General features: G+C 67.2%; 28 protein-coding genes. 3 read left to right on the plus strand and 25 right to left on the minus strand.

Annotated features, from left to right (window positions below):
• Window positions 1-84: 84 nt before the first annotated feature.
• On the minus strand, window positions 85-2,436 hold the full coding sequence (locus BM394_RS03325; RefSeq protein ID WP_092973512.1) for a coiled-coil domain-containing protein: 2,352 nt from the start codon (window positions 2,434-2,436) through the stop codon (window positions 85-87).
• A 5-nt stretch (window positions 2,437-2,441) separates the two neighbouring features.
• A complete protein-coding gene (locus tag BM394_RS03330) occupies window positions 2,442-2,762 on the minus strand; it encodes a type VII secretion target (RefSeq protein ID WP_092973514.1) in 321 nt (106 codons plus the stop codon).
• Between the two features lie 369 nt (window positions 2,763-3,131).
• Between BM394_RS03330 and BM394_RS03335 the strand changes: the two genes are divergently transcribed.
• Both BM394_RS03335 and BM394_RS03340 read left to right on the plus strand, forming a co-directional pair.
• Window positions 3,132-3,713, plus strand: coding sequence for a DUF6518 family protein (locus BM394_RS03335; protein ID WP_245779944.1), 582 nt, complete (start codon window positions 3,132-3,134; stop codon window positions 3,711-3,713).
• 99 nt (window positions 3,714-3,812) lie between these two features.
• A complete protein-coding gene (locus BM394_RS03340) occupies window positions 3,813-4,202 on the plus strand; it encodes a hypothetical protein (RefSeq protein ID WP_092973518.1) in 390 nt (129 codons plus the stop codon).
• Window positions 4,203-4,304: 102 nt separating this feature from the next.
• On the opposite strand, the gene BM394_RS03345 is transcribed toward BM394_RS03340, so the two are convergent.
• From BM394_RS03345 to BM394_RS03370, 6 genes are all read right to left on the minus strand, one after another.
• Entirely contained in the window at window positions 4,305-5,129 is an 825-nt protein-coding gene (locus BM394_RS03345) for an ESX secretion-associated protein EspG (protein ID WP_092973520.1), read from the minus strand.
• A gap of 64 nt (window positions 5,130-5,193) precedes the next feature.
• Window positions 5,194-6,693 carry a hypothetical protein gene (locus BM394_RS23485; RefSeq protein ID WP_092973522.1) on the minus strand — a complete coding sequence of 500 codons (1,500 nt, stop codon included), beginning with the start codon at window positions 6,691-6,693 and terminating at the stop codon, window positions 5,194-5,196.
• Between the two features lie 98 nt (window positions 6,694-6,791).
• Window positions 6,792-7,106 (minus strand): hypothetical protein, encoded by a 315-nt coding sequence (locus tag BM394_RS03355; protein ID WP_139235120.1) that lies wholly within the window; start codon window positions 7,104-7,106, stop codon window positions 6,792-6,794.
• A 122-nt stretch (window positions 7,107-7,228) separates the two neighbouring features.
• On the minus strand, window positions 7,229-7,426 hold the full coding sequence (locus tag BM394_RS03360; protein WP_092973762.1) for a DUF397 domain-containing protein: 198 nt from the start codon (window positions 7,424-7,426) through the stop codon (window positions 7,229-7,231).
• Window positions 7,427-7,586: 160 nt separating this feature from the next.
• A complete protein-coding gene (locus BM394_RS03365) occupies window positions 7,587-7,772 on the minus strand; it encodes a DUF397 domain-containing protein (protein WP_092973526.1) in 186 nt (61 codons plus the stop codon).
• Between the two features lie 2 nt (window positions 7,773-7,774).
• The gene (locus tag BM394_RS03370) at window positions 7,775-8,635 is read right to left on the minus strand and encodes a helix-turn-helix domain-containing protein (protein WP_139219540.1); all 861 of its coding nucleotides are present in this window, start codon (window positions 8,633-8,635) and stop codon (window positions 7,775-7,777) included.
• Between the two features lie 134 nt (window positions 8,636-8,769).
• Here BM394_RS03370 and BM394_RS03375 point away from each other — a divergent pair, with 134 nt between their 5' ends.
• A complete protein-coding gene (locus BM394_RS03375; RefSeq protein ID WP_175529934.1) occupies window positions 8,770-9,069 on the plus strand; it encodes a hypothetical protein in 300 nt (99 codons plus the stop codon).
• A gap of 157 nt (window positions 9,070-9,226) precedes the next feature.
• Here the strand turns inward: BM394_RS03375 and hypB are convergent, their stop codons facing one another.
• The 17 genes from hypB to BM394_RS23890 form a co-directional block, all read right to left on the minus strand.
• Entirely contained in the window at window positions 9,227-10,132 is a 906-nt protein-coding gene (gene hypB, locus BM394_RS03380) for a hydrogenase nickel incorporation protein HypB (RefSeq protein WP_092973528.1), read from the minus strand.
• 60 nt (window positions 10,133-10,192) lie between these two features.
• Complete coding sequence (locus tag BM394_RS03385; RefSeq protein WP_092973768.1) at window positions 10,193-10,540, minus strand: hydrogenase maturation nickel metallochaperone HypA/HybF; 348 nt, start codon at window positions 10,538-10,540, stop codon at window positions 10,193-10,195.
• Between the two features lie 336 nt (window positions 10,541-10,876).
• Window positions 10,877-11,917, minus strand: coding sequence for a hydrogenase expression/formation protein HypE (gene hypE, locus BM394_RS03390; RefSeq protein ID WP_342752623.1), 1,041 nt, complete (start codon window positions 11,915-11,917; stop codon window positions 10,877-10,879).
• Window positions 11,918-12,096: 179 nt separating this feature from the next.
• Window positions 12,097-13,224 (minus strand): hydrogenase formation protein HypD, encoded by a 1,128-nt coding sequence (hypD, locus tag BM394_RS03395; RefSeq protein ID WP_092973530.1) that lies wholly within the window; start codon window positions 13,222-13,224, stop codon window positions 12,097-12,099.
• 342 nt (window positions 13,225-13,566) lie between these two features.
• A complete protein-coding gene (locus BM394_RS03400; RefSeq protein WP_092927847.1) occupies window positions 13,567-13,839 on the minus strand; it encodes a HypC/HybG/HupF family hydrogenase formation chaperone in 273 nt (90 codons plus the stop codon).
• 154 nt (window positions 13,840-13,993) lie between these two features.
• Window positions 13,994-14,098, minus strand: coding sequence for a DUF6893 family small protein (locus BM394_RS23885; protein WP_425427422.1), 105 nt, complete (start codon window positions 14,096-14,098; stop codon window positions 13,994-13,996).
• A complete protein-coding gene (locus BM394_RS03405; RefSeq protein ID WP_092973532.1) occupies window positions 14,098-14,628 on the minus strand; it encodes a hydrogenase maturation protease in 531 nt (176 codons plus the stop codon). Before BM394_RS03405 ends, BM394_RS23885 begins: the two co-directional genes overlap by 1 nt.
• Window positions 14,625-16,202 carry a hypothetical protein gene (locus BM394_RS03410; RefSeq protein ID WP_175529935.1) on the minus strand — a complete coding sequence of 526 codons (1,578 nt, stop codon included), beginning with the start codon at window positions 16,200-16,202 and terminating at the stop codon, window positions 14,625-14,627. The genes BM394_RS03405 and BM394_RS03410 overlap by 4 nt, the downstream gene beginning before the upstream one ends.
• The gene (locus BM394_RS03415; RefSeq protein WP_092973534.1) at window positions 16,199-16,840 is read right to left on the minus strand and encodes a DUF6084 family protein; all 642 of its coding nucleotides are present in this window, start codon (window positions 16,838-16,840) and stop codon (window positions 16,199-16,201) included. Before BM394_RS03415 ends, BM394_RS03410 begins: the two co-directional genes overlap by 4 nt.
• Window positions 16,833-17,555, minus strand: a complete 723-nt coding sequence (locus tag BM394_RS03420) for a DUF5947 family protein (protein WP_217643319.1) — start codon at window positions 17,553-17,555, stop codon at window positions 16,833-16,835. Before BM394_RS03420 ends, BM394_RS03415 begins: the two co-directional genes overlap by 8 nt.
• Window positions 17,552-18,493: a NifU family protein gene (locus BM394_RS03425; protein WP_139235121.1), complete on the minus strand. Its 942-nt coding sequence runs from the start codon at window positions 18,491-18,493 to the stop codon at window positions 17,552-17,554. The genes BM394_RS03420 and BM394_RS03425 overlap by 4 nt, the downstream gene beginning before the upstream one ends.
• A gap of 321 nt (window positions 18,494-18,814) precedes the next feature.
• Window positions 18,815-20,605 (minus strand): nickel-dependent hydrogenase large subunit, encoded by a 1,791-nt coding sequence (locus tag BM394_RS03430; RefSeq protein WP_092973538.1) that lies wholly within the window; start codon window positions 20,603-20,605, stop codon window positions 18,815-18,817.
• Between the two features lie 25 nt (window positions 20,606-20,630).
• Window positions 20,631-21,728 (minus strand): NADH-quinone oxidoreductase subunit B family protein, encoded by a 1,098-nt coding sequence (locus tag BM394_RS03435; RefSeq protein WP_092973777.1) that lies wholly within the window; start codon window positions 21,726-21,728, stop codon window positions 20,631-20,633.
• 37 nt (window positions 21,729-21,765) lie between these two features.
• Window positions 21,766-22,458, minus strand: a complete 693-nt coding sequence (locus BM394_RS03440; RefSeq protein ID WP_092973780.1) for an SIS domain-containing protein — start codon at window positions 22,456-22,458, stop codon at window positions 21,766-21,768.
• A 116-nt stretch (window positions 22,459-22,574) separates the two neighbouring features.
• Window positions 22,575-22,814 carry a HypC/HybG/HupF family hydrogenase formation chaperone gene (locus BM394_RS03445; RefSeq protein WP_092973540.1) on the minus strand — a complete coding sequence of 80 codons (240 nt, stop codon included), beginning with the start codon at window positions 22,812-22,814 and terminating at the stop codon, window positions 22,575-22,577.
• On the minus strand, window positions 22,811-23,440 hold the full coding sequence (locus BM394_RS03450; RefSeq protein ID WP_092973542.1) for a D-sedoheptulose-7-phosphate isomerase: 630 nt from the start codon (window positions 23,438-23,440) through the stop codon (window positions 22,811-22,813). Before BM394_RS03450 ends, BM394_RS03445 begins: the two co-directional genes overlap by 4 nt.
• A 418-nt stretch (window positions 23,441-23,858) precedes the next feature.
• Window positions 23,859-23,947: CGNR zinc finger domain-containing protein (locus tag BM394_RS23890; protein ID WP_139235123.1), on the minus strand; the 89-nt coding region annotated here is incomplete at its 5' end.

Here is a 23,947-nt window from a genome sequence, read left to right on the forward strand (position 1 = left end):
CCCCCGCTCCCGAACAACCGCTGAGCACAAGCAGGGAGACCAAACAACCGGTCGCCAATCGACTCCAACGCATGCGCATGCCCTTCATTCGGTCTCGCTTACCGACACAGGTCGATGACCGGTAGAATCGGAGTATACTGCGGCACCGTTCTGATAAGTATTCTGCACGACTTGCTGATCGATACCGTAAGGACTGTTTTCGCTTATCCAAGTTCGAATATTTTCCGGCACACGTCCGTCAGAATTGACGAGTCGGTTCGGGTTCTCGAGTTGCTCGGAGCCAGGGGAGATCGGCGGCGGGTCAACGTCGTCCTTCCACATCCGGTTCTCCCATAACACCTGGTTCAACAGGTTACCCGCATCACTGGGACCGTCTTCTTTGATCTCTGCGGTATCCCTGGTCACGATGTTGGAGCTGTCCTGCTTGAGCTGCTCGGCGATCTGGTTGACGGCCTCGCCACCCACGGCACCTCCGACCGCACCCGCGGGCCCACCGACGGCACTGCTGGCTCCGGTTACTGCCCAGGAGGCCAGCGTGCCGCCCGCGTCGATCTTCGCGTTGTGCTCGGCATCATCGTCATCGTTGGCCTGGTCCACCGCGTAGGTACGGGCCTCGTCCAGCGCGCCGAACACGGAAGCCGACTCCTTAGCCACCGTTGCCATGTGGTCCCGCCGATCACCCATCGATCGACCGTCGTCGCCGGCGATCTCGTCGAGCCGCTGTCCGGTGTGCACCATGTTGGCGTCGCGCATCTGCGCGTAGGCCTCGGAATCGTAGGCCGCGGACCCCATCACCTTGTACACCTCGCCCTGGCTGAACCGAGGACTCATCTCTCCCGTCGTGCCCTTCGCCCACTTCGGGTCGTCCCCGTCCAGGTCCAGCGAACCGCTGCTGTTGGGGGACACGGCCCCCGAGTCGTGCACCGCCGGCATGTTGTGCGCGAGCATGCGGCCGACGCTGTCGCGCATCGATTCCGGCACCGTTCCCTCGCCGGGATTCTTCATCGACTGCTCGGTGTTGGCCAATTCGTGCACCATCCCCGACATCACGCGGGCCCCTTCCGCGGTGCCCTGCTGCTCGCCGAGGGTGGCCGACTCCAGCGCTTTGCCGAGCACGTCGTGCCCCAGTCCTTTTTCCCGCTCGTTGGGTGTGTAGTCGCTGCCCGGCCCCGGGTCGTGGTCGTAGGTGTCGACCGGCCAGTCCCGCTCGATCAGATAGCCCATGTGCCCGGTGTCCCGCGCGGGGTCGAAGAAGGAACCGGCGGCGTCGGGGCTGTGCTCCATCGCCGTCATCAGCCCCACGAGCGGGTCACCGCCTCGGCCGCGATCGTCGACGTGGTTGAGGTCGTTGCTCTGGATCCGGTCGAAGGTGTCCTCCTTGTCGGACTCGATCATCGCGTCCCCGACCGGGTTCAGGAAGTCAGCGGAGTACTCGCCGCTGTGCAGCAGCATCCCCAGCGCGCGGTAGCCGGTGTCCTCGTGGCTGCCGAGACCGAGGAATCCGGTGTCCCAGTTCTCCGACGCCCGCACGAGCCGCTTGCCGTAGGTCTCGGCACGGTTTTCGAGCTCGTCACCCGCCCCATCGCCGTGCAGGTCCTCGCCGAGGTAACGCCTGCCGGTCTCACTGGTTCCGGCCGCCAGCGTTTCGCCGAGGTTCCGCTGCAGCTCGCCGATCAGTTCGGAGCGGTTCGGACCGGATTCCCCGTTGTGACCGTCCCAGTGGGTCATCCCCATGTCCTGCAGGTGGTCGGTCAGTTTGAGCAGCTGTTTCGGCCGCACCCGCTCCAGGAACTCGCCCGCGAACGCGGGGTCCTGCCCGTTCTCCCGCAGCAGGCGGGCGAGTCGCTCGCCCTCCGCGAAGTCCAGTTCACCCGGCGGCTTCGCGGCCAGTTTGGCCGCCTGCTTGGCGGCCTGTTCCTGTTCGGCACGCTCCTCGCGCAGCACTTCGTCGAGATAGCCGAGTGATTCGTCGGCTTCGCCGAGCGCGCCTGCCGCGTCCTGATCCGCCTGTTCCGCCCTGGACAGCAACCCTTCGATCTCGGCGGCGTAGGACTCGTAGCGGGCCTGTTGGTCCTCGGGGTAGTCGATCCGACCGTCGGGGTGGATCGTCCAGTGCTCGCCCTCGTTGATCTCGTTTGACAGCCGCTCCAGGCGCGCCCGGCAGGTCTCGATCTCGGATGACGCTCGTTCCAGCGTCTCGGGGACCGACTCGATCCTGTCGAGGTACTCGCGCATCTTCTCGCGGATGTGCTCGGCGTGGCCGGTTGCGGCGTTCTTGGCCTCACCGTGCCAGGCCTCCTCGTTGTCGAGCGGATCCCGCACCTCGGCATCGAAGTCGCCGAGAACCTTGTCGTACTTCTCGGCCAGCGATCTCCACGCCTCGGCGGCTCGGCTGATCGCCGACGGCTCGGCTTCCGTCAGCTGTCGGTAGTCCACGGCGCTCAGACACCCACCCCTCGGAGCTTCGCGACCGCCCACTCGTCGGTTTCCTCGTAGTTCCGGGCCGCTGCCGTCAGCCTGTCGCCCATGTCGTCGAGCCAGCGGCCGAATCCCTCGACGTTGTGCTCGCAGCTGGACTGCAGCCGTTCCAGCGCGGCCGCGAACGCCCAGTCACCGTGGGTCCGAACGGCCGCGGCGGAGCCCTCGGCCGTGGCACGCTTCAGTTCGAGCAACCTCTCACCCAGATCGGCGGATCTCCTGCCGATCTTCGTCAACTCCTCGGGATGGACGGCGTAACGACCACCAGCCGCGGAACTCCCCATATCGAGCCCCCAAGGAAAACCACACAGCGCTGTCGCGGACCGCGAAATTACCGACGTCCCACGAGATCGTCACTCCGAAGTGAGTGATCGCATACGGCGCGCGACGGGGCGATCGAGCTATGCCGGGTGCCTACTGGTTGTCCCGTGGCGGACCCGCGCGACCGGGCGGACATCGGACCGTGCGGCGACGGCGTGTCGCCGGCGCGGAAGTGACTGGTCACGGCCTCGGTTCCCGCCATCCGGTAGCATTCGTTGCTGTTCGGTGCCGGTCGTCCGAGAGAGTGAGCAGTGCCAGCCACAGTCGCGGAACGCGAAGAAACGCATTCCGATCGTTCGCTCGCGAAATCGACGGGTGTCCAGTTGGGAATCGTGGTGTCGGGAATGTTCTCCGGCGGGTTGGCCGCGGTTTCCTACTACGTGGCCGGGTTGGAGTGGCTGGCGCACGGTTTTCTGATCTGGATCGTGCTGGGAGTGACGACCACTGCGGGGCACACGCTGCGAACGGCGGTCCGCCGGGCGTCGACGGCGCTGCTGAGCGGTGTGCTGGTGTTCTACCTCGGCAAGCAGTGGGTGTACGTGCTGGAGTACGCCGGGGCGGAGTACTCGGTCGATCCGAAACGAATGGCCGCCTGGTTGGCTGTCGCGGTACTGGCGGGTGTCACCTGCGGAACGGTGTTCCGACACATCGGACGGGAGGGCTGGTCGGCCGCGATCGCCACGACCACCGCCATCGGGCTGTTGTTCGGCGACGCCGCGCGGGAGCTCTACCCCACGCTCAGCGCCGATCCCGTGTTCCTGGTGTGCACCCTGCTGGTCGTACTGGTGATCCTGCTGCTGGCGGTGGTGTCGAAGCGGCAGTTCGGCAGGATCGTGCTGATGGCGCTGCCGTGCGCCGGTTTCGGACTGGCCCTGCTACTGGCCGCGGAACTGCTCGAACGCCTCACCTGGTAGTGGAGCTTCGTCGTCCGAACCGTGGCGCGGCCGGAGCGCGGAAAGATTCGCGGACGACCGCGATCGCCGCGCAGCCGTATTCCGTGGCACGATCGGGGAATGGACGAGGCAGCCGGTGGGGATGAACAGGACGACATCACGCCTTCCGGTACCGATGCCGGTGAAGAGCAGGACGCCGGTAACAGCGACTACGGCGAGATGCTGCGCAGCCATTCGGCGGGTTGGCGACTGCTGGCCGAGCGGATGCACCCGGACCAACAGCCCGAGTTGGACAGACTGGACGAGATCGGCATGGGCAGCACCCTGTTGCGTGATCTCCTCGACGGGTTCCGGCAGCAGGCGCTGCTGCTGCACAGCACCATCTCCGCCCAGGCACGTGCCTACGAGGAGATGATCGAGGCGGGCGGGCCGGACGATCCCGAGGCATACGAGAACTACCGCCGGACGACCGAGTTCCTCAACGAGTTGCTACCCGGTGGCAAGCACTGACTGGGTGGCAAGCACTGAACGAACCCGAGCACCGCGCGCTCCGGTGGCCACGGCTCCAGCGGTGAGGACTCCCGTGGTGACGGCTCCTACGGGCCGAACGGCTCACCGGATCTCGGCCACCAGCTCCTCGATCTTGCCGCCGAGTGCCCGCGCGTCCACCGGGGTGAGCGCGTATACCCGCTCCCCGGTGTTTCCTCGCTCGTTGTGGTCGAGATAGCGCCCGTCCGGTTCGACGTTGTCGAACCAGCGCACCACCCGGGAGCGGGTGACCCGGCCGTTGCGGTCCCGGACGTTCGCGGCGAGCTGGCCAGCCCGGAGGTGTTCGGCCGCGCCGAGCGCGCGGTAGAGCGCCAACTGCCGGTCGCCGCTGCCACCACCGGAGGAACCCGCGGCGGGACGGAGCAAACCGTGCGACTCGGAGTCCGTTTCGGATTCCTGCCCGGGGAAGGAACTCTCGGGGACTCGTGCCGGCCCCTGGTTGCCGGGCGGTGCCGGGGGGAGCGTGGGCAGCAGCGCCTGGGACAGGCTCACTCGATCGTGGAGTTCGACGGTGAGCGGACCACCGTAGCGTTCGGTCTCCCCCGGCGGTTGCACGCCGAGCACCACCTGATTGCCAACGGTCACCGCGGCGACCGTGCGCCACATCGGGTGCTCGCCGAACCTCGGCAACCACATCGAGTCGACCCACAGGTAGGGCTTCGCCAGCACGGCCAACGCGTGCGCGAGGCCGGGCTCCACCTCGTCGTCGACGATCAGCCCTTCGGAACGCATGGTTTCGTACTCGCGCTTGCCCACCTCGGCGAACTGCTGCCGGGTGTGGGTGAAGGGCTCCACTTCCAGCGGCAGCGTCAGATCGTCCAGTCCGAGATAGCTGTGCAAGAAGTACAGGTGCAGCGGGTGCAACTGCCAACGGCCCGTGACGGCCACGGTGTTCCTCTCCTGCCGGGGTGCGCCCGGGATCCGTGGTGGTCCGGACGCACCGTCGCTGCTGTCACTCGATGACCGGTGGGGCGGTTCTGGGCATGTCGTTGAACCACACGTCCTCCCACTCCTCCAACCAGCTGGGACGCTCGTGTTCCTGGTCCTCCTCGCTGCCCTGACCACGACCGCCGGGCGCGCCCGCCATCGGCGCGCGTCCGCCTCCGGCACGTCCCGAGGTGGCGCCGGTGGCCGCGGTTCCGGGGGCCGACGAGCCACCCCGGACCGGGGCACTCCCCGCGCGGCCCCCCGGGCCCGGAGTGCTGCCGCCACGTCCCGAGGTCGAGGGCGTTCCGCCACCCGCTCCCCCACCGACGTAGCCACCGACTCCGCCGACACCTCCGACGCCGCCCGCGCCACGTCCGGCTGCGCCACCGCCCGCACCGGTACCGCCCGCGGCTCCCGGCCCGCCCGGGGTGGCGGAGCCACCGGGTCCGGATGTCCATGCCGACTCGCTGCCGGCGGATCCGTTGGAGTAGTCGCCCGAGCCCGGGGACTGTCCCGGACCGAAGCCGCTCCCGTTCTGGCCCGGCAGTGAACCGCCGTTGCCGGGACCACCGGAACCGGATCCAACGCCCCCACCGGAACCGCCGTTCCCCTGACCGGCACCGGAGTAACCACCGGGCACGTTGCCCTGGCCGGTACGCCCCGGTGGCACGGCCGGCGGCACCGCAGGTGGTTCGTTTCCGGAGGGAGTGGCGGGCGGGGTAGCGGGATCGCCGTTCAGCTGCCGGTAGGTGGGAACGGTGGAGTCCACGTCCTGGTAGGTCGCGCTCAGCACCCGGTTCATCGTCTCCTGGGCGTGACGCTCCTCCTGCTGGCGTTCCTGCTGCTGGCGCTTCGCGTCCTGCCCCGCGCCGTCGGGGCCGCCCGCTATACCCGCGATCAGAGACCGGCTCACGTTGTAATCACGCGGCGGCGGCACCATCTCCTTGACCTGGCCCGCGGCCGTACCGGCCTGCTCGATCTTGTTGCCGGTCAGCCGGAAGCACTCGCCGCTGCCGCTGGCCCAGGTGGCCAGTGGTTGCGCGGACTGCTTGGCCGTCTCGGCCGCCTGCCCGGACCAGCCACTGTCGATCGCCTTGGCGGAGTCATTCTGCAGTCTTGCACCGAGCTCGTTCAGTTTGCCGCCGATGTCGCGCCAGGCCTCGCCCACGGCCTTCGCGTCGGAGTGGCTCAGCGTGTTCTGGTTGGTGTCGTAGATCTTCTTGTGATCGTAGGACTGCCAGTTCTCGTGCTGCTTGATGGACTGCGGGTCGTATCCGGCAGGGGCGTCCAGCTTCCGATTGCGCTCTTCGAGCTCCTGCCGCTGCTGCTCGCCCTGCTGCTCGGCGGCCTCGGCCTGTTCCTGCTGCTGGTTCTCGGCACGCGTGTCGTAGCCGAGCAACTTACCGACGTCGTCGCGCACCATTCCCGGGATGTCATTGATGGCCCCGGGAAGGTCCTTCATCACGTCGCCGATGGCCTCGTCCGCCGACCCCATCTTCTCGTCCAACCAGGATCCGAATCCCATGACAGCGCCCCCTTACGCCGGTTCCGGAACGTTCGGCTCTACCTTCTTCGCGATCTCCAACGCCTTGGCGCACTCGTCGCTGCGCCTTACGCCGCGTCTCATCGACGAACTGTCCCAACAGATCCGCCCGCTCCGGTGGAACCGTTAGCTGCCTTCTGCCCGAACTCGTTCGCCAGCTGCTGTCCCGAGAGGTACTCACCCAACCCCGGTACCTGTTGCAATCCGGTTGCGGAGTCAGCGAGCCGATCAGCTTCCAAAGCTTCGCGCTCATACACAGCAGCGGCACTGTCGGCCGCCTGCGGCTCCACGGTCAGCTGCCCTACCGAGATCTGCTGCTGGATCCAGGAGTTCTCCTCGCGAATGACCCCCAGAGCAGCACTCGCGCCCGTGAACCCAGCGGTCTCGTCCGCCATCACAGCCCCTTCCAGCTCCGAACAAGCTCACCGCAACCGATGCCACCCCGACCGGACGATCACTCTAACCCACGGGTAAGTCCGTCCTCCCGCAAACCGACAAACCCGACCAGTGACCCGCATCACCGCACTGAACTCGACAGGCTCGCCAGGAACTCGGCCCACCGATGGCGATCCACCACCAGCACCCCGGCGTTCGGGGCCTTCGAGTCCCGCACTGCTATCGCACCGGACAAGGTGGTCACCTCCACGCAGTTGCCGTTGCCGCCGCTGTAACTACTCCGACGCCAGTACCTCGTGGACGGTTCCATCGCATTCATCGACGCCACCACATCGCGAGAGCTCGGGTTCAGGAGAGGCAGCGCTCCGCAGGACTCACCGAACCGGAACGCGGCGCAAGAGGTCACTACCCGAGTTCACAAGTACCACTGGGCCCCTGGTGAAGTCATCAGCCGTACCGGTGACAGAGCGCCCCGCGACTCATTTCGACAGCTTGGCCACGAACTCGGCCCAGCGGCGACGGTCCACCACCAGCACTCCAGCATCCGGGGCCTTCGAGTCCCGCATCATCACCTGGACTTCGCCCACGAACGCCACCTCCACACACGCTCCCTGGTTCATGCTGCGAGAGGATTTCTTCCATCGAGCGGCGGACGTGTCCCGCATAATCACTCCTGCGTCAGATCAGCGATCACATGCTCCATCAGCTCAACTGATTGTCGCTGATCCAGCGCTTCGTCGCGAAGAGCCTTCGCAATCGAGCTGTAGGTCTCGATGAGTTTCGGGTCCTCCAAGTCGTAGCGAGCGCCGAGGACAGGGTGACTCTCCAGAAACACTCCGGGACCGAACTCGGCGAACTCCAACAAGACGAACTTGCCGTCCATACCGGAGTGTGCTCCTACACCGGTAGGCATGACCTGAATCTCCACGTGCCGCAAGGCGCTCATCTCGATGAGTCGTCGAAGCTGTGCACGGAGAACCCCCACACCTCCGATGGGGCGCCAAAGAACCGACTCTTCGAGCACCACATGCAGCACAAGCGGATCAGGGTCGTCGAGTCGCCGCTGCCGTTCCAGACGCAGGTTGGCCACCTCCTGGTGATCCTCGGCCGCCACGCTGCGGCTGGCTTCGGCCAGAGCCGCCGCGTAATCCCGGGTTTGCAGCAGACCGGGAACGACGAGCTGCTCATAGTTGAACTCACGGATCGCCTCACCCTCCGACCCGAGGAAGAACGCGAACCACTCCTCGACCACATCGGAGTAAGGTGACCACCAACTCGGCTCGGCCGATCGCTTTGCCTTCTCAACCAGAGGATCACGTTCTGCCTGCGGAACACCGTAGAACTTGAGCAGATCGCGCACGTCCCGATGCTGGAAGCGATACATCCCGGCTTCCATCTGACTGATCTTCCCGCGTGAGCAACCCAGCTCTGCCGCAGCTTCGTTAGTGGTCAGACCCGCCTTCGTGCGCGCGTGACGCAACCTCATCCCGATCCTTCGACGCAACGAGGCCGGATCCACTCGTTCCACCACATGCACCTCCTCGAATCAGAACCCAGTTTCCCCCGACAGCACTCAACCACCACGACCACCTGATCGAAGGATATTCAAGCTAACCGTTAGTCGCTAACGTGTTATTTGAATCGTCAAGACGAGGAGGAACTGTGTTTCCCAACTATTCCGCTCTCTCACCCCTGTGCACCCGCGAGGAGTTCATGACCGCGATGCGGGAGATGGTCGACGAGAACGCGCCGCGCGTCTTCGCGCTGTGCGAGGAACTCGGCGACCGGCACGACGCCGTGCTGCACTACTGGGGCATGGCCCACGACGACCACGCCGACCTCATCGGTACCGGCGGCAGCCTGCACATCGGCTTCCGGGACGCGACCACGGCCCGCGAACGCCTGGCCTGCCGCAGAAATATGCACCTCGTCTGGCCACACCAACCACCCGACCCCGTCTGAACACCGGAACGCCGACGGGCCACACACGACGACGCCCGGCGCGCCGAAGCGCACCGGGCGTCAATTTCTCGCGAGATCGCCGGGCAGGGGGCGGAATCGGAGCCGATGGAGGTCCGGAGTACGAACGCCTCTGCTGCAGAAGGGCGCGAGGCTAGGGTCAGACCCCCTGGTGCAGCGGGGACGAGACGTGCCCTGCCAACCAGTCGTACCAGGCCGGGAGTCCTTCGCCGGTGGTGGCCGAGACCGGCAGGATCTCGACGCCGGGATTGATCCGGCGGGCGTACTCGGCGAACCTGTCCACCTCGAACGAGAGATGCGGCAGCAGATCCGTCTTGTTCAGCAGCACCAGATCGGTGTGGGCGAACATGTTGGGGTACTTCAACGGCTTGTCCTCGCCCTCGGTCACCGCCGCGATCACGACCTTGGCGTACTCGCCCAGGTCGAACAACGCCGGGCAGACCAGGTTTCCCACGTTCTCCACCAGCACCACCGAGCCGGGCGCGGGCCGCAACGAACGCAGTGCGCCCCCGACCATCTCGGCATCCAGGTGGCATCCCGCGCCGGTGTTGATCTGCACCACGTCGGCACCCGCACGACGCAACCGCTCGGAATCGCGCAGCGTCTCCTGATCGCCCTCGATCACCGCCAGTGGGACGGACGAGTCGGATTCCGCCAGGGTTCGCTCCAACAGCGTGGTCTTGCCCGCTCCGGGCGAGCTCATCAGGTTCAACGCCAGCACACCCCGCTCGGTGAGCCACTGCCGGTTGCGCTCGGCCACCGTGTCGTTCTTGGCCAGCACCTCGCGCTCCAGCTCCACCCGGCGCGTGGCGCCGTCCTGCTCCGGAACCTCGGCCTCCGAGTCGGCAGGCGCGTGCACACCGTCCTCGTGCGAATGACCGTGATCGTGCGGATGGTCGTGATCGTGCGGATGGTCATGCGAATGGGAATACTCCCCGTGCAGGTGATCCGGCGATCCGGATTCGGATTCCTCCCGCGTGTCGGCGGCGTCGCGGGTTTCCACCCGCACGCCGCGCTCGTCACCGCATCCACAGGTAGCGCACATCGTTCTTCCCTTCCCACAACGTCGAACCGACCAATCGAAGGAATCCGCGTACCCAGCCACTCACGAGGCGACGGTTCCGGATTCCACGTCCACCGCTCTGATCCGCAGTTCCCGTCCGGAGAGCACTTCGACATCGGGACTGCCGCAGTCACAGACCGCGAGCTGGTCCTCCAGCACGAGCCGCTGATCACAGTCCCGACAGCGACCGATACCGGTCGGAGTCACGATGTCCAACCGCGCACCTTCCAACGCCGTGCCGGTGACCACCAGGTCGAAGCAGAACCGCACGGAGTCCGGCACCACGCCGGAGAGCTTGCCGATCTCCAGTTCCAGCCTGGTGACGCGCGGCTCGGTGACCGCGTCGAGCACCGCGTCCACCACACTCTGGGTGATCCCCAGCTCGTGCACCGCGATCCCCTCCCACAACCACTCCACGGAAATTCGTTTCGGGCGGCGTCAATTTCTCGCGAAATCGCCGGGCCGCTTCTCGACACGCGACCGTGAGCAACGCGACGGTGTGTCACCGGTGCGTGAGTCGGATGCATCGCAAGCGGAACCCCTCGGCGCGGCAGCGCCGAACGACCACGCACGCAACCGGCACCGCCGCGGGTTCTCCCGCGTCGCGCTCTCGCGAGGAAGGACCGACGTGGCGTAGTACCTACTCGATGTCGGTCCTCCCGGAGCGAGAGCCAGCGGGAGGTTCCGCAGAGCGACCACCCTCGACACCCGAGCGGGAAGCTGCGATCAACAGATCCGAGGTAGGGGATCCCCTACCAGCAGATCCACGATCCGCGTCCCGCCGAACGCGGTGTTGAGCATCACCAGCCCTGGTGGGTCCTCACCTATCCGCCCGATCACCGCCGCGTCCGAACCGTGCGGATGCTCGCGCATCGCCGCCAGCGCGGTGTCGACGGACTCTCCGTCCACGACGGCCACCATCCTGCCCTCGCAGGCCACGTACAGCGGGTCGATGCCGAGCAGTTCGGAAGCGCCGCGCACCTCGGTACGCACCGGGACCTCGCCCTCCTCGACGACCACGGCGACGTCGGCCGCGGTGGCCACCTCGTTGAGGATGGTCGCCACACCGCCCCTGGTGGCGTCGCGCATCGCGCGCACACCCGGGGTGGCCTCCAGCAGCCCGGTGACCATGTCGTGCAACGGGGCGGTGTCGGACTCCAGGTCGGCGTCGATGTCCAGCTCGCCGCGCTCCAGCATCACCGTGACGCCGTGGTCACCGACCGGCCCGGAGACCAGCACGGCATCGCCCGGCCGGACGGTGTCGATGCCGAGTTCGTGCTCGGTCCGGCGCACCCCCACTCCGGTGGTGTTGATGTAGCAACCGTCGGCCTTGCCCTTCTGCACCACCTTGGTGTCACCGGTGACCACTCGCACCCCGGCCCGCTCGGCGGCCTCGGCCATGGACCGGACCACGCGTCGCAGCTCGGAGATCGGGAACCCCTCCTCGATGATGAACCCGGCGGACAGGTAGAGCGGCGTGGCACCGGAGACGGCTAGGTCGTTGACGGTGCCGTTGACGGCGAGCTCGCCGATGTCGCCGCCGGGGAAGAACAGCGGGGATACCACGAAGGAGTCGGTGGTCATCGCCAGCCGCGAACCGTCCACCGCGAACTCGGCGCCGTCCTCCAGCTTCTCCAGGTGGGGGTTGCGCAGTTCCTCCAGGAACAACGCCTCGGTCAACGTCTGGCTGGCCTTGCCACCGGCGCCGTGGGCGCTGGTGACGCGCTCTTCCTTGATCTTCGGTTTGCGGGCGCGCGCCTTCTCGATGCGGTCGAGGACCTGCTGTTCCCTGCTGCGGTAGTCGCTGCCCGGTTCCGCGGTGCCGTGCGCGGGTTCGGCAGCGCTGTGTACGGTTTCAGCGGCACTGTGGTCGGATTCCGCGGCGGGGTGTTCGGGCGACGTCCCGCTCACGGCTACCGGCTCCGCGTCGGTCTCGTTCTCGATGCTCACGACTTGCTCGCCTCCTTGACGCGTTCCCGGCTGAACCGGCCGAAGTTGTAGTAGGCGGCGCAGGCCCCCTCCGGGGAGACCATGCAGGTGCCGATCGGGGTCTCCGGGGTGCAGGCGGTGCCGAACACCTTGCACTCCCAGGGTTTGAGCACGCCCTTGAGCACCTCGCCGCACTGGCAGGACTTGGGATCGGCCACGCGCACGCCCGGCAGTTCGAACCGGCGTTCGGCGTCGAAGTCGGCGAACTCCTCGCGCAGTCGGGTGGCCGAGTGCGAGATGAAGCCCAGTCCGCGCCACTCGAAGTAGGGCCGCAGTTCCATGGTCCGGTTGATGGCGTCCAGTGCCACCTCGTTGCCGTTCCACGGCACGACCCGCGAGTACTGGTTCTCCACCTCCGAGCGGTTCTCCGACAGCTGCAGCATCAGCATGTAGATCGACTGCAGGATGTCCAGCGGCTCGAAACCGGCCACCACCAGTGGCTTGCGGTAGTCGCGGGCGATGAACTCGTAGGGCTTGCAGCCGATCACCGTGGAGACGTGCCCGGGGCCGATGAAGCCGTCCAGCCGCAGGTCCGGCGAGTCGAGGATGGCCTTGATCGCCGGGATGACGGTGACGTGGTTGCAGAACACCGAGAAGTTCTCCAGTCCCTCGGACCGGGCGCGCAGCAGCGTCATCGCGGTGGACGGGGCGGTGGTCTCGAAGCCGATCGCCATGAAGACCACGTGCTGTTCGGGGTTCTGCCGCGCCAGCTTGAGTGCGTCCAGTGGGGAGTAGACCATCCGGATGTTGGTGCCCTCGGCGTTGGAGTCGAAGAACGACCCGTTGCTGCCGGGAACCCGCATCATGTCGCCGAAGGAGGTCATCAACACCCCCGGCTGCCTGGCGATGTGGATGGAGTCGTCCACCCTGCCCATCGGGATCACGCAGACCGGGCAGCCGGGCCCGTGGATCAGTGAGATGTTCTCGGGGAGGTAGTCCTCCAGACCGTGCTTGTAGATGGTGTGGGTGTGGCCGCCGCACACCTCCATGAACTTGTACTGCCTGCCCGGCTCGCACAGTTCGGTTATCTTGGCCGAGAGCGCACGCGCCTTGTCCGCGTCGCGGTACTCGTCGACGAACTTCATGGCACCTCCTCCGAAACCCTTCGGGTGAAAATCCGACGGCACGAAACGCGTTCGGAAACGCGTCCCAACTGATAGTGCTCCGCCGAATTTCGACGCATCCGTTCGAATCCGAATTCTTTCCGGTGTTCCCCGGCGTTCCCGACGCCGAAATCCCACCACTCACGCAGCCCGAACTCCCATCACCCTCGCGATCGGCACCGCCGCGGGTTCTCTCGTGGTGCTCTCGCGAGGACGGCCCCGACGTTGTGTGGTGACTACCCGATGTCGGAGCACCCGCAGCGAGAGCGCTGCGAGAGGTTCCGCCACCCGCACCGCCAGACAAACCGAGCCGACAGAGCCCCGCTAATCGATGTAGGAGTCCTGCAACGCTTCCAACTCGTCCTCGTACGCCTTTCCGATGTCCTCCAGGAATTCCAGCGCGGCCTGCGCCTCCTGCTCGTCGATCTTGGAAAGCGCGAATCCCACGTGGATCAGAATCCAGTCACCGGCCACCGGACGATCGTCGTCGAGCAGACCGATATTGATGTTGCGACGCACCCCACTGACGTCCACCTTGGCCAGGTCGGGCCGGTCCGGCAGGACTTCGATTACCTCACCCGGAATTCCCAGACACATTCACGTTCTCCTTGTCGCAGCTCTTTGTTCGCCTTGATGGGGCGGTCACTCGACGGAACCTCTCGCGGCGGTGCCGGTAAGCGGGCACGGCCAGCAGCGGTCGCACCGCTTGCCCGTCAATTTCTCGCGAAATCGCCGCGCCGGAGGCCCGATCTCACATGCGGCTGATCCGCAGGTAACGCTTCACGTCCGGCCCGAACAGCCACGCGAGGGTGGCGATCAACCCCACCAACAGCACCAGGAACAGCAAGCGACGCACTACCGATCACCTCCTTCGACAACTCCTCGCCCGAGTCCGGCCGACTCGGATCCGTCCTGCTCGGCGCACACCAGTTCGCGCACCCGACGCACCGCTTCCGGCACGGCACGTTTCACGATCCGGCTCAGGCCGATGCGCTGCTCCAGCTCGGCGGGCTCGCAGCCGAGCACGAAAACCCGTCCGGGATCACCGCCCAGCAGGGTGACCAGGTCCAGCACCACATCCGGCTGCATGCCGTGCGCGTCGGCCAGCGCCGCGGTGTCTCGCTTGTCGGCGTTGCCGATGTCGGTGGGCCGCAGCAGGGTCAGCGTCCCGGGCGGATCACCCCTGGACACCGCGTCGACCAGCACGGTCGTCGCGTAACCGTCGAGCAGGTCGAAAGCGAGGTGCATTCCGCTGGTGCCGTAGTCGCCCGCCCACACCCCCTCGGGCAGCTCGGTGTCCGCGAGCGCGCGCCCGACCTCGGGGCCGAACCCGTCGTCGCCGAGGAAGATGTTGCCGATGCCCGCGACCAGCACCCGGGGGCTCATCGCCGCACCTCGTCCTCGCCGGCCAGGGCGGTTCCCCCCGGCTGTTCGGACGTCCCCTCGGAGCTCCCCAGTGGACGGACCTCCTCGGTGCCGAAGTAGCGGAACCGGCCGTTGGCACCCTGGATCTCGGCTCCCGGGTCGTCGTCCAGGGTCACGGCGAGGTGGCTGCCACCGTCCACATCGAAGTACACCGCGCGCACCGTGGCGACGCGCCCGGTCAGGAACATGTCCTGCGCGTCGCTGCCGCTGCCCGGCAGCAGGATGACCTTGCTGCCGTTGGACACCGACAGCCCGTCCACCTCGACGCTGTCGCTCTCCGGCGAGACCGCGGCGTCGGCACCGGGATCCCACCAGGGCACCCCGGGTTCGGGGAACGGTCCCGCGGCCTCGCCGGAGATTCCCGCGCCGGACGAACCGGGCGGGGCGGGGAAGTCCTGTCGCGGGGATGACGGCGGCGGACCCTCCTGCCGCGCCCCCTTCTCCTCCGGACTCCCCTGCTGTGCCCCCTCCTGCTGTGTTCCCTTCTGCCGCGAACTCTCCTGCTCCGGCACCGACTCCCGCAGGTATCGCAGCGTGCCGTGCAGCCGTTCCAGCATCTCGGGCGGCATGTTGTCGACGCCGTCGATGATGCCGCGAGCCCGCTCGTCGGTCTGCCTGGCCTGCTGTTTCTCCCGCTCGGTCAGCGCCATAGTGCGCAGCGTCAGGATCTCGTCGATCTCGGTGGCGTCGTGCAGCTGCCGTGGGCTCTCGGGGGCGACCCGCGGATCGTCGTAGAGGATGATCGGGGCGGCCAGCACCGCGGCACTCCGGTCCCCGGGCCCCAGCAGCACCGGCCAGCAGCGCACGTTCTCGCACTCGGCCACCGCGGCGGCGGCCCATTCCGGTGGGGCCGTCGAGGACAGCAGCGCCCCCTGGTCCAGGCCGAGCAACAGGTGGGTCGCCACGAAGGCGTGCCGCAGCGCCCGCTGCCTGTCCGCTTCCTCGGCCCGCCACTCGGAGGTGTTGTCCACACTCACCCGCAGCCGCAGACCACCGTAGGGTCCCGCGAGCCGTTCGGCGTCGACCCGCAGCCTGCCCCGCAGCGGACGCAGTTCGCGAACGATCCTGCCCCGGAGCTCCCCGTCCTGGTCTCGGATCTCCTCGGTGCTCCGGGCCGAATCGTCACGGACGGCGAGTTCGCATCCGCCGTCGAGCAGGTCGCCTACCCGGGCCAGCAGGTCGTGCTCCTGCTCGACCGCCTCGTCGAACTCCTCGACCACGCGGTCGCCGACCGGCAGCGACGTGACTCGGTGGTACTGACCGTGCTCGTCGAGCGATTCGATCGAGCGCTGCTGGATGCGCAGGAAGCGCAGCCGGACGTGCACCCGGGCGTCCTCGGGCGCCTCCAGCAGGCACTCGGTGCGCAGGTCGGTGTACTCGCCGATCGAGTCGTCGGCGTGGCTCGGCGGCATCAGCACCCCGAACTGCCAGCGCACCTGGTTCTTCGGCGAGTCGGCGGTGTAGGGGTAGAGCAGGTAGCCCTCGTAGAGGACGGCGTCGGCCACCGCCCTCGCCTTGTCGAACAGTTCCGTCACGGGGTCACCTCGCCCGCGTTGTCCAGCAGCGTTCCGATGGCGGCGTCCCAGGTGGGGATCGCGTGTTGCGACTGGTAGCGCAGCAGCGCGTCCACTGTGTCGCGGTGCAGGCGGATCCAGTCGGCCCGCGGGAAGTACAGCTCCTTGAGCCGCTGCCACACCTCGATCGGCATGGCGTAATCGGCCTCCAGCTCCCAGGGGATCTGGTGGACCCAGAAACCGTTGGTCCCCTTGCCGAAGACGGTGCCACTGAACATCAGCACCATCGGCACCGAACCGGAGCGCAACGAGTGCAGATACTTGCCCGAGGCCACCTCCATGTCGAAGGTGCAGGGCACGGGCACGTCCACCCGGATGGAGTCGGTGAAGCCGGGTACCTGCGTGGCGACGTTGGCGAACCGCAGGTTCCGCAGCGTGTGGCCCCAGCGGTCCCGTCCGCCGAAGAGATGGCCGAGCAGCTCCTCCTCGGAGCTGTCGTAGTCGCGCTTGCGGGGCTCGATGTTGATGGCGCAACGCAGCGAGACCGCGTGGATCGGGTCCTCGCCGGACTCGTCGATGCGCAGCCGGAACAGCAGGGTGGGACCGGCACCGTAGCGTTCGCAGCGCACGTCCTCGCACGTGACGGAGAGGTCAGCCATCACCGCACTCCCATCCGGGCTGTCCGGAACCGACCCGCTCGCCGCGCTGCCGGAGTCCGGTGAAGAACTCCTCGATGTACTCGCGTGCCTGGCTGCCGCCGTCGAAACCGCGCCAATGAGTACGGACCAGTCCGACCAGCCGGTAGCAAGTGTCGACCGGCACCAGGAAAGCCTCGAACTCGGTACCGGACTCGCCGAGCTGGTTGATCAGCAGCGCCTCGACGTCCTCGGCGATGTCGGCGAAGGCGGGTTCACCGGCGATCACCTCGTCCCAGTCCTTCGGCGGCAGCGTCGACTCGGTGGCTCCCGCCGGGCTCGGGTAGAACAGCACCGGCCCGGTGGTCGAGCTGCGGAAGGCGAAGGCCATGCCGACCGGTATGCCGGTGGACTCCCACAGCGCTACGCCCGGTGGAAAGCTCGGCGCGTAGCGGTAGCGCTCCGGGACTGCGCGGTGTTTGCCGCTGCCCGCCCCCGGGTGGGTGAACAGCAGGTAGCAGGCACGGCAGGTGCACAGGATGCGGCGGTTCGCCACGTTGACCACATGGGAGTGCCCCGATTGCCACAACTGTTCCGAACACATCTCGCAGCTGGTGCCCGGCGCGCGTTCGACACGGGCGGACTCACCGCGAGGGCGCAGGAAACGGCGCAACCCACCGGGATCGGTGGTGCCCGCCCCACCGGAGGCTCCGGAGATGGAGGATGTTTCCGGTTTCACCGCGCGACCTCCGGAACCGCGAGACGGACACCGCCGTCGTCGGCCAGCAGCGGCAAGGGCTCCAGATGCAGGTTCGGATCCTGCTCCTCCCTGCCCGCCAGTCGCACGTCGTAACTTCGCGCGCAGCCGGGGCACCGCAGTTCACTCCCGTGCAGCACCGCCCGGCCCAGCTCCGTGTCACATGCGGGGCAACGGTCCCGGTAGGCGTAGAGCGATCCGGCCACGTTGCACACCAGCACGCTCGCGCCGCCGATTCCGATCGAGGTGAGCTCACCCTCGGACAGCCGCACGAGCTCGTCCAGGTTCACCCACTCCGCGGTCTCGGCCACGGCGGAACCGCCGTTGTCCGACTCGGTCGCCAGCGGCAGCAGCGGTCGGCCGCCGGGGCCGGTGGCGGTGGTTTCCGGCTGGGCCATGCCCTCCACCGCGATGTCGGCGATCTCCGGCGCGGCCTTGCGAATGGCGTCCTCGATGGCCAGTTTCACCGTCACGGCCGAGGAGGGGCAGCCGTCGCAGTTGCCCTTCAACCGCAGCCGCACGACACCTTCCTCGTCGATGCCGAGCAGCTCCACGTCCCCGGAGTGCGACCCGAGGTAGGGCCGCACGCTGTCCAGCGCGTCGGACACGCGCTGCCGCACCGGGAGCGGGTGCAGATCGTGCAGCGCCAGCAGCCCGCCGACCAGCTCGTCCGCCGCCAACCGGTCGAGCAGCTCGGTGCCGGGAGCGTGCTCGGCCAGCAGTGTCGTGATCCGTTCGATTCCGGAGCCGTAGAACCGCATGATGGTGGCGACGAGGTCCTCGGCCGCCTCGCGGACGCCGGGTGTCTCGGCGGTGTCGAACTTGCCGAGCAGCTCGTCCACGCGGGCGGCGACCGCGCTCGCGTCGTCCTGCCGGGACTCCGCCTGCGGCGGTGTCCCCGTGGTGGTGGATTGCGTCATCAGTGGGGAGTCCTCGCGTGAGTGAGTCACGCCCCGGTGCCCGCCCCGAAAGCACGGGCACCGGAACGATCGTTCGGAGTTGTACGACTGGTGTGTCACCGGGGTTTTCCGGGACAGGTGACGGATCGGGTGGTTCCTTCGGTGCGCGGCGCGAAATTCCGCTCCCGCGGCTCGCACCACCGCTGGTTCTCCCGTGCGGCTCTCGCGAGGAAGGCCCGACGTGGTGTAGTCGCTACCCGATGTCGGGCCTCCCGCAGCGAAAGCCGTGCGAGAGGTTCCGCCAAGCGACCACCCCCGCGACCCGGCCGGAACACCGAGCCCTCAGGTCTGGCTGTCGAAGGCGTGCGGGGTGTGCGTCTTGTCCAGCTCGAACCCCTCCCCGGTGTACATGTGCACCCCGCACGGCAGGCAGGGATCGAAGCTGCGCACGGCACGCATGATGTCGATTCCCTTGAAGTTCTCCGGGGAGTTCTCCTCGAAGATCGGGGTGTTCTGCACCGCGTCCTCGTAGGGCCCCGGGGTGCCGAACGAGTCGCGCACGCTGGCGTTCCACGGCGTCGGCGGGTAGGGGTGGTAGTTGGCGATCTTGCCGTTCTGCACCACCATGTGGTGCGAGAGCACCCCGCGCACGGCCTCGGTGAAGCCGCAGCCCACGCTCTCGTTGGGTACGTCGAACGGTTCCCAGGTCTGCGTGTTGCCGCCGCGGACCTCGGCCAGCGCCTTGTCCACGAAGTGCAGCGCCGCCGCCGCGCAGTAGGCCTGGAAGTAGGTACGGGCCCGGTTGCGCTCGATCGCGTTGCTCCACTTCGGAATCTTCCATTCCAGCGTGCGCTCGCCCATCGTGGCGCTCTTGGGCAGGTTGATCTCCACGCTGTGGCCGGTCGATCTGACGTTGCCCATGTCCACCAGCCCGGCCAGCGCGGTGGTCCACAACCGCGCGATGGGACCGCCACCGGTGTCCAGCGCCAGGTGTTCGGAACCGTCGAACCAGCGCGGCGACATCACCCAGGAGTACTTGTCGTCGAAGTCCCGCTTGGCCGGTTTGGGAATGGTGTGCTGGTTCCAGGGATGACGCTGGTCGACCGGGTTGCCCAGCGGATCGCGGTCGACGAACGTCTCCTGGCCCTGCCAGTCCTCGTAGTAGGAGCTGCCGAGCAGGATCCGGATTCCCAGGTTGATGTCGACCAGATCCGTGGTGACCAACTGCCCGTCCACGACGATGCCCGGCGTGACGAACATCTTGCGGCCCCAGTCGCTCATGTTCGCGTACTGGAAGTCGCAGTGGTCCGGGTCGTTGAGACTGCCCCAGCAGGCGAGCATGATCCGACGCCTGCCGACCTCCTCGTAGCCGGGCATGGCCTCGTAGATGAAGTCGAACAGGTCGTCGTGCATCGGCACGCAGCGCTTCATGAACTCGACGTAGCGCATCAGCCTGGTGAGGTAGTCGGTGAACAGCTGCACCGTGGCAACCGTTCCCACCCCGCCCGGGTACAGCGTGGAGGGGTGAACATGCCGTCCCTCCATGAGGCAGAACATCTCGCGGGTGAGCCTGCTGACCTGCAGCGCCTCCCGATAGAACTCACCTTCCAGCGGGTTGAGCGCCCGCATGATGTCGGCGATGGTGCGGTAGCCGTGCTCGGAGGCGTTGGGGGCCTCGGTCCGCTCGGCCAGTTCCAGCACGCCGGGGTTGGTCTCGCGGATCATCTTCTCGCAGTAGTCGACCCCCACCAGGTTCTCCTGGTAGATGTTGTGGTCGAACATGTACTCGGCGGCCTCGCCGAGGTTGATGATCCACTCCCCCAGTTTGGGCGGCTTGACCCCGTAGGCCATGTTCTGGCTGTAGACCGAGCAAGTGGCGTGGTTGTCCCCGCAGATGCCGCAGATGCGGCTGGTGATGAAGTGCGCGTCGCGGGGGTCCTTGCCCTTCATGAAGATGCTGTAGCCGCGGAAGATCGAGGAGGTGCTGTAGCACTCCACCACCCGCCTGGCCTCCCAGTCGATCTTGGTGTAGATACCGAGGCTGCCGACTATCCTGGTGATCGGGTCCCAGGACATCTCCATAAGATCGGATTTCGACTTTCCCGACTTCTTGGCGGGATCGGTCTGTGTCATGCGGGGATACCTTCCTCGGATCGGATCACCAGGTCGGCCGGTAACCGGTGTGCAGCTCCCGCCCCTTGCCGCGCCAGGACGGTTCCTTGTCCGCGGTCTTGCGGGTGATGCCGCGGAGTCTGCGGATGGCGGCGCCGTAGGCGCCGCTCGCGGCGGTGGACAGCAGTGCACCGGGCGGTTCGTCCATGAACGGCATGAACTTGTCCGGGAAACCGGGCATGGTGCATCCGATGCAGATGCCTCCCACGTTGGGGCAGCCGCCGATGCCGTCCATCCAGCCGCGTTTGGTCACGTTGCACTGCACGACCGGCCCCCAGCAGCCGATCTTGACCAGGCACTCGGGGGTGCCGTAGTGCTCGGTGAACTGCCCCTGCTCGTAGTAGCCGCCCCGGTCGCAACCCTCGTGGACGGTGGCGCTGAACAGCCACTTCGGCCGCAGCGCGTCGTCCAGCGGGATCATCGGGGCCTGCCCGGCCACCTGGTAGAGCAGGTACAGCAGTGTCTCGGACATGTTGTCCGGCTGCACCGGGCAGCCCGGCACGCACACGATCGGCAGACCGGCCTTGGACTTCCACCGCCACCCCAGGTAGTCCGGCACTCCCATCGCACCGGTGGGGTTGCCCGCCATCGCGTGTATCCCGCCGTAGGTCGCGCAGGTTCCGGTGGCCACGATGCCCAGCGCCTTCGGCGCGAGCCGGTCGATCCACTCGCTGGTGGTGATGGGCTGGCCGGTGTTCGGGTCGTTGCCGAACCCGCACCAGTAGCCCTCCTCCTTGATGGCCTCGTTGGGGATCGAGCCCTCGATGACCAGCAGAAAGGGTTCGAGCTCACCACGGTCTGCCTTGTGGAACCACTCGATGAAGGTGTCCGCGCCCTGCTCGGGTCCGCTCTCGAAATCGATCAGCGGCCAGTGCACCCGCACCTCGGGCAACCCGGGCAGTGCCCCCATCACGATTTCCTCGATGCTGGGCTGCATGGCCGCCGTCAACGAGACGGAGTCACCGTCGCAGCTGAGCCCGGCGTTGATCCACAGGACGTGAACCGGCCCCTGCGTACCGCCTCCGGTGTCGCTGTCGGCTCCCGCCCCTCGGGTGGTCGGGTCCTCGTCGGGAACGGGTTTCATGTGTCGTTCGTCGGTCGGTGCCACGACGGATCACTCCTCACTCACGCATCGAGGCCGGTGTGCCCTGCGGTGCCGCACCGTCCCGATCCCGGGAGAGCGCGGCTTGGGTGAGCTCCCAGAGCGCGTGGTACAGCGTGGTCTGGGCTTCCTGAATGCGGTGCACGGAGGGTGAGGGCACCACGAACAGGTGATCGATGCTGTCCGATTCGGACATCTTGCCGCCCTCGTAGCCGGCGATGCCGACGGTCAGCATCCCCCTGCCCTTGGCCTCCTCGAAGCCCGCGAGCAGGTTGGCCGAGTTACCGCTGGTCGAGATACCGACCGCGATGTCGTTGGGGCCGCCGAACGCGCCGAGCTGCCTGGCGAAGATGACGTCGAAGCCGACGTCGTTGCACAGCGCGGTGACCACCGCGATGTCGCTGGTCAGCCCGAGAGCGGGCAGCGCGGTTCCCCCCGCGTCGGGATGCAGGAACTGGCTGGCGATCTCCTGGGCGTCGGTGGAGCTTCCCCCGTTGCCGAAGGCGAGCAGTCTGCCGCCGCGGGCGAAGCGTTCGGCCATAGCCTCCGCGCAGCGGAGGAGGTTGTCGCCGTCGCGCCGGTGCACCTCGACCCGCAGTTCCCTGATCTCGCGGGCCTTCGTCTCGATGGAGTGACGTACCTGCTCGAACACGGCGTCGACGTCGACCGGCGCGTTGGTCAGGAACGGGTACAGCGCCCCTGCCGATCCGATGTCGCTCGCCGGTCCGGCGTCGCTCGCGGGACCGCTGTGCGTAGTGGGGCCTGCGTGGGTGGTGGGACCGGCGTGAGCAGCGGGGCCGGTGTCGGTGTTGGCTTGGTCCACGGTGTTCACTCCTCGACGGTCGCGATGGCCTCGCCCGCGTGCACGAGCACGGTGTCGCCGACGGCGGCCGGAACCAGCGCGACGCTGATCCGTTCGGTTCCGAGTTCGGTTTCCACGTCGGCCATGCCGTCCGCGAGCAGCCGCAGCACGGTGACGCGCACCGCTTCGTCCGAACAGGTCACGCAGTGCTGCCCGTCGCAGCTCGCGCCGGAGGGCGCCGGGTAGGGAAGCGGCTCCTCGCTCATGCCGCCACTTCCGAGGTCAGTGCGCCGGGCTGTTCGAGGAAGACGTGCACCAGTTCCCAGAGGATGTGGTACATGGTCACGTGCACTTCCTTGACCACGCGCGGATCGGTGGCCCGCGCCGTGAGCACGTGGTCGACTCCGGAGTCCGCCACCGCCCCGCCGTCACCACCGACCAGGCCGACGGTCAGCAGGCCGAGGTCGCCGCTCTCGCGCAGCCCGCGCAGCACGTTGGCGCAGTTCCCGTCGGTGGAGATCCCCAGCGCGATGTCGCCCGGGTCGGCCAGGTGCCGGATCTGATGGGCGAACACCTCGTCCAGCCCCTCGCCGCTACCGGTGGCCACTCCGGTGACCGTGGCCACGTCGGAGGTCAGCGAGACGGCGGGCAGCGCGCGTTTGCCGACGATCACCGGATGCACGAACTCGACTGCGACGTGCTGCGCGTCGGTACTGGCCCCGCCGTTTCCGAAAACGACCAGTTTTCCACCTTCGTGGAATCGTCGGGACACGGCATGACAGGCTCGGGCCACGTTATCGGCGTTCGCCAGGATTTGATTGACGGGTTCGACACGACGTTCAAACAGGCGATCGACCGTTTCGTGCGCACCGCTGTCCGGGGACGATGACATCGGTGATCACTTCCTTGTGGTGGTATGCGGCATCGCCCAAGCTAGAACAGAGTGAATCAGTTCACAACTCGATGTTGGAGTTCAGCAGCGCACCACGATTCGGCGAGAGAAATTCGTGAAATCATCGCCACGAAACAAACAGACAAAAAATGAGACCGTTCCGGAATCGCACACGGAAAGACTGAAAAATATCCCGCGAGAATCGCGAATTGGCGTGTCGTTGTTGACCGAGTCCCGAGAGAACCCGACCACGGTGCCACAGCGACGTGGATCCTCACACGGTCACGTGACACCGGATCGGTTCACTCGCTACACCGGCCCGCGAGCATCCACTGGCACAGATCCGGGCAGCGTTCCGCAGTGCTTCGGCTCGCCGAAGTCGACAGCCCGGCCCGACACGGGTTTCGCCCCAACGCGCTCAGGGGTGGGGGTTCTGCTTGGTGTGTCGTTGTCGGGCGCGGTGTCGTGCGACGTTTTGTCGGTTTCCGCATATCTGGGGGGTGCAGT

It is taken from the genome of Actinopolyspora lacussalsi subsp. righensis (assembly GCF_900116555.1).
Lineage (GTDB): Bacteria > Actinomycetota > Actinomycetes > Mycobacteriales > Pseudonocardiaceae > Actinopolyspora > Actinopolyspora lacussalsi.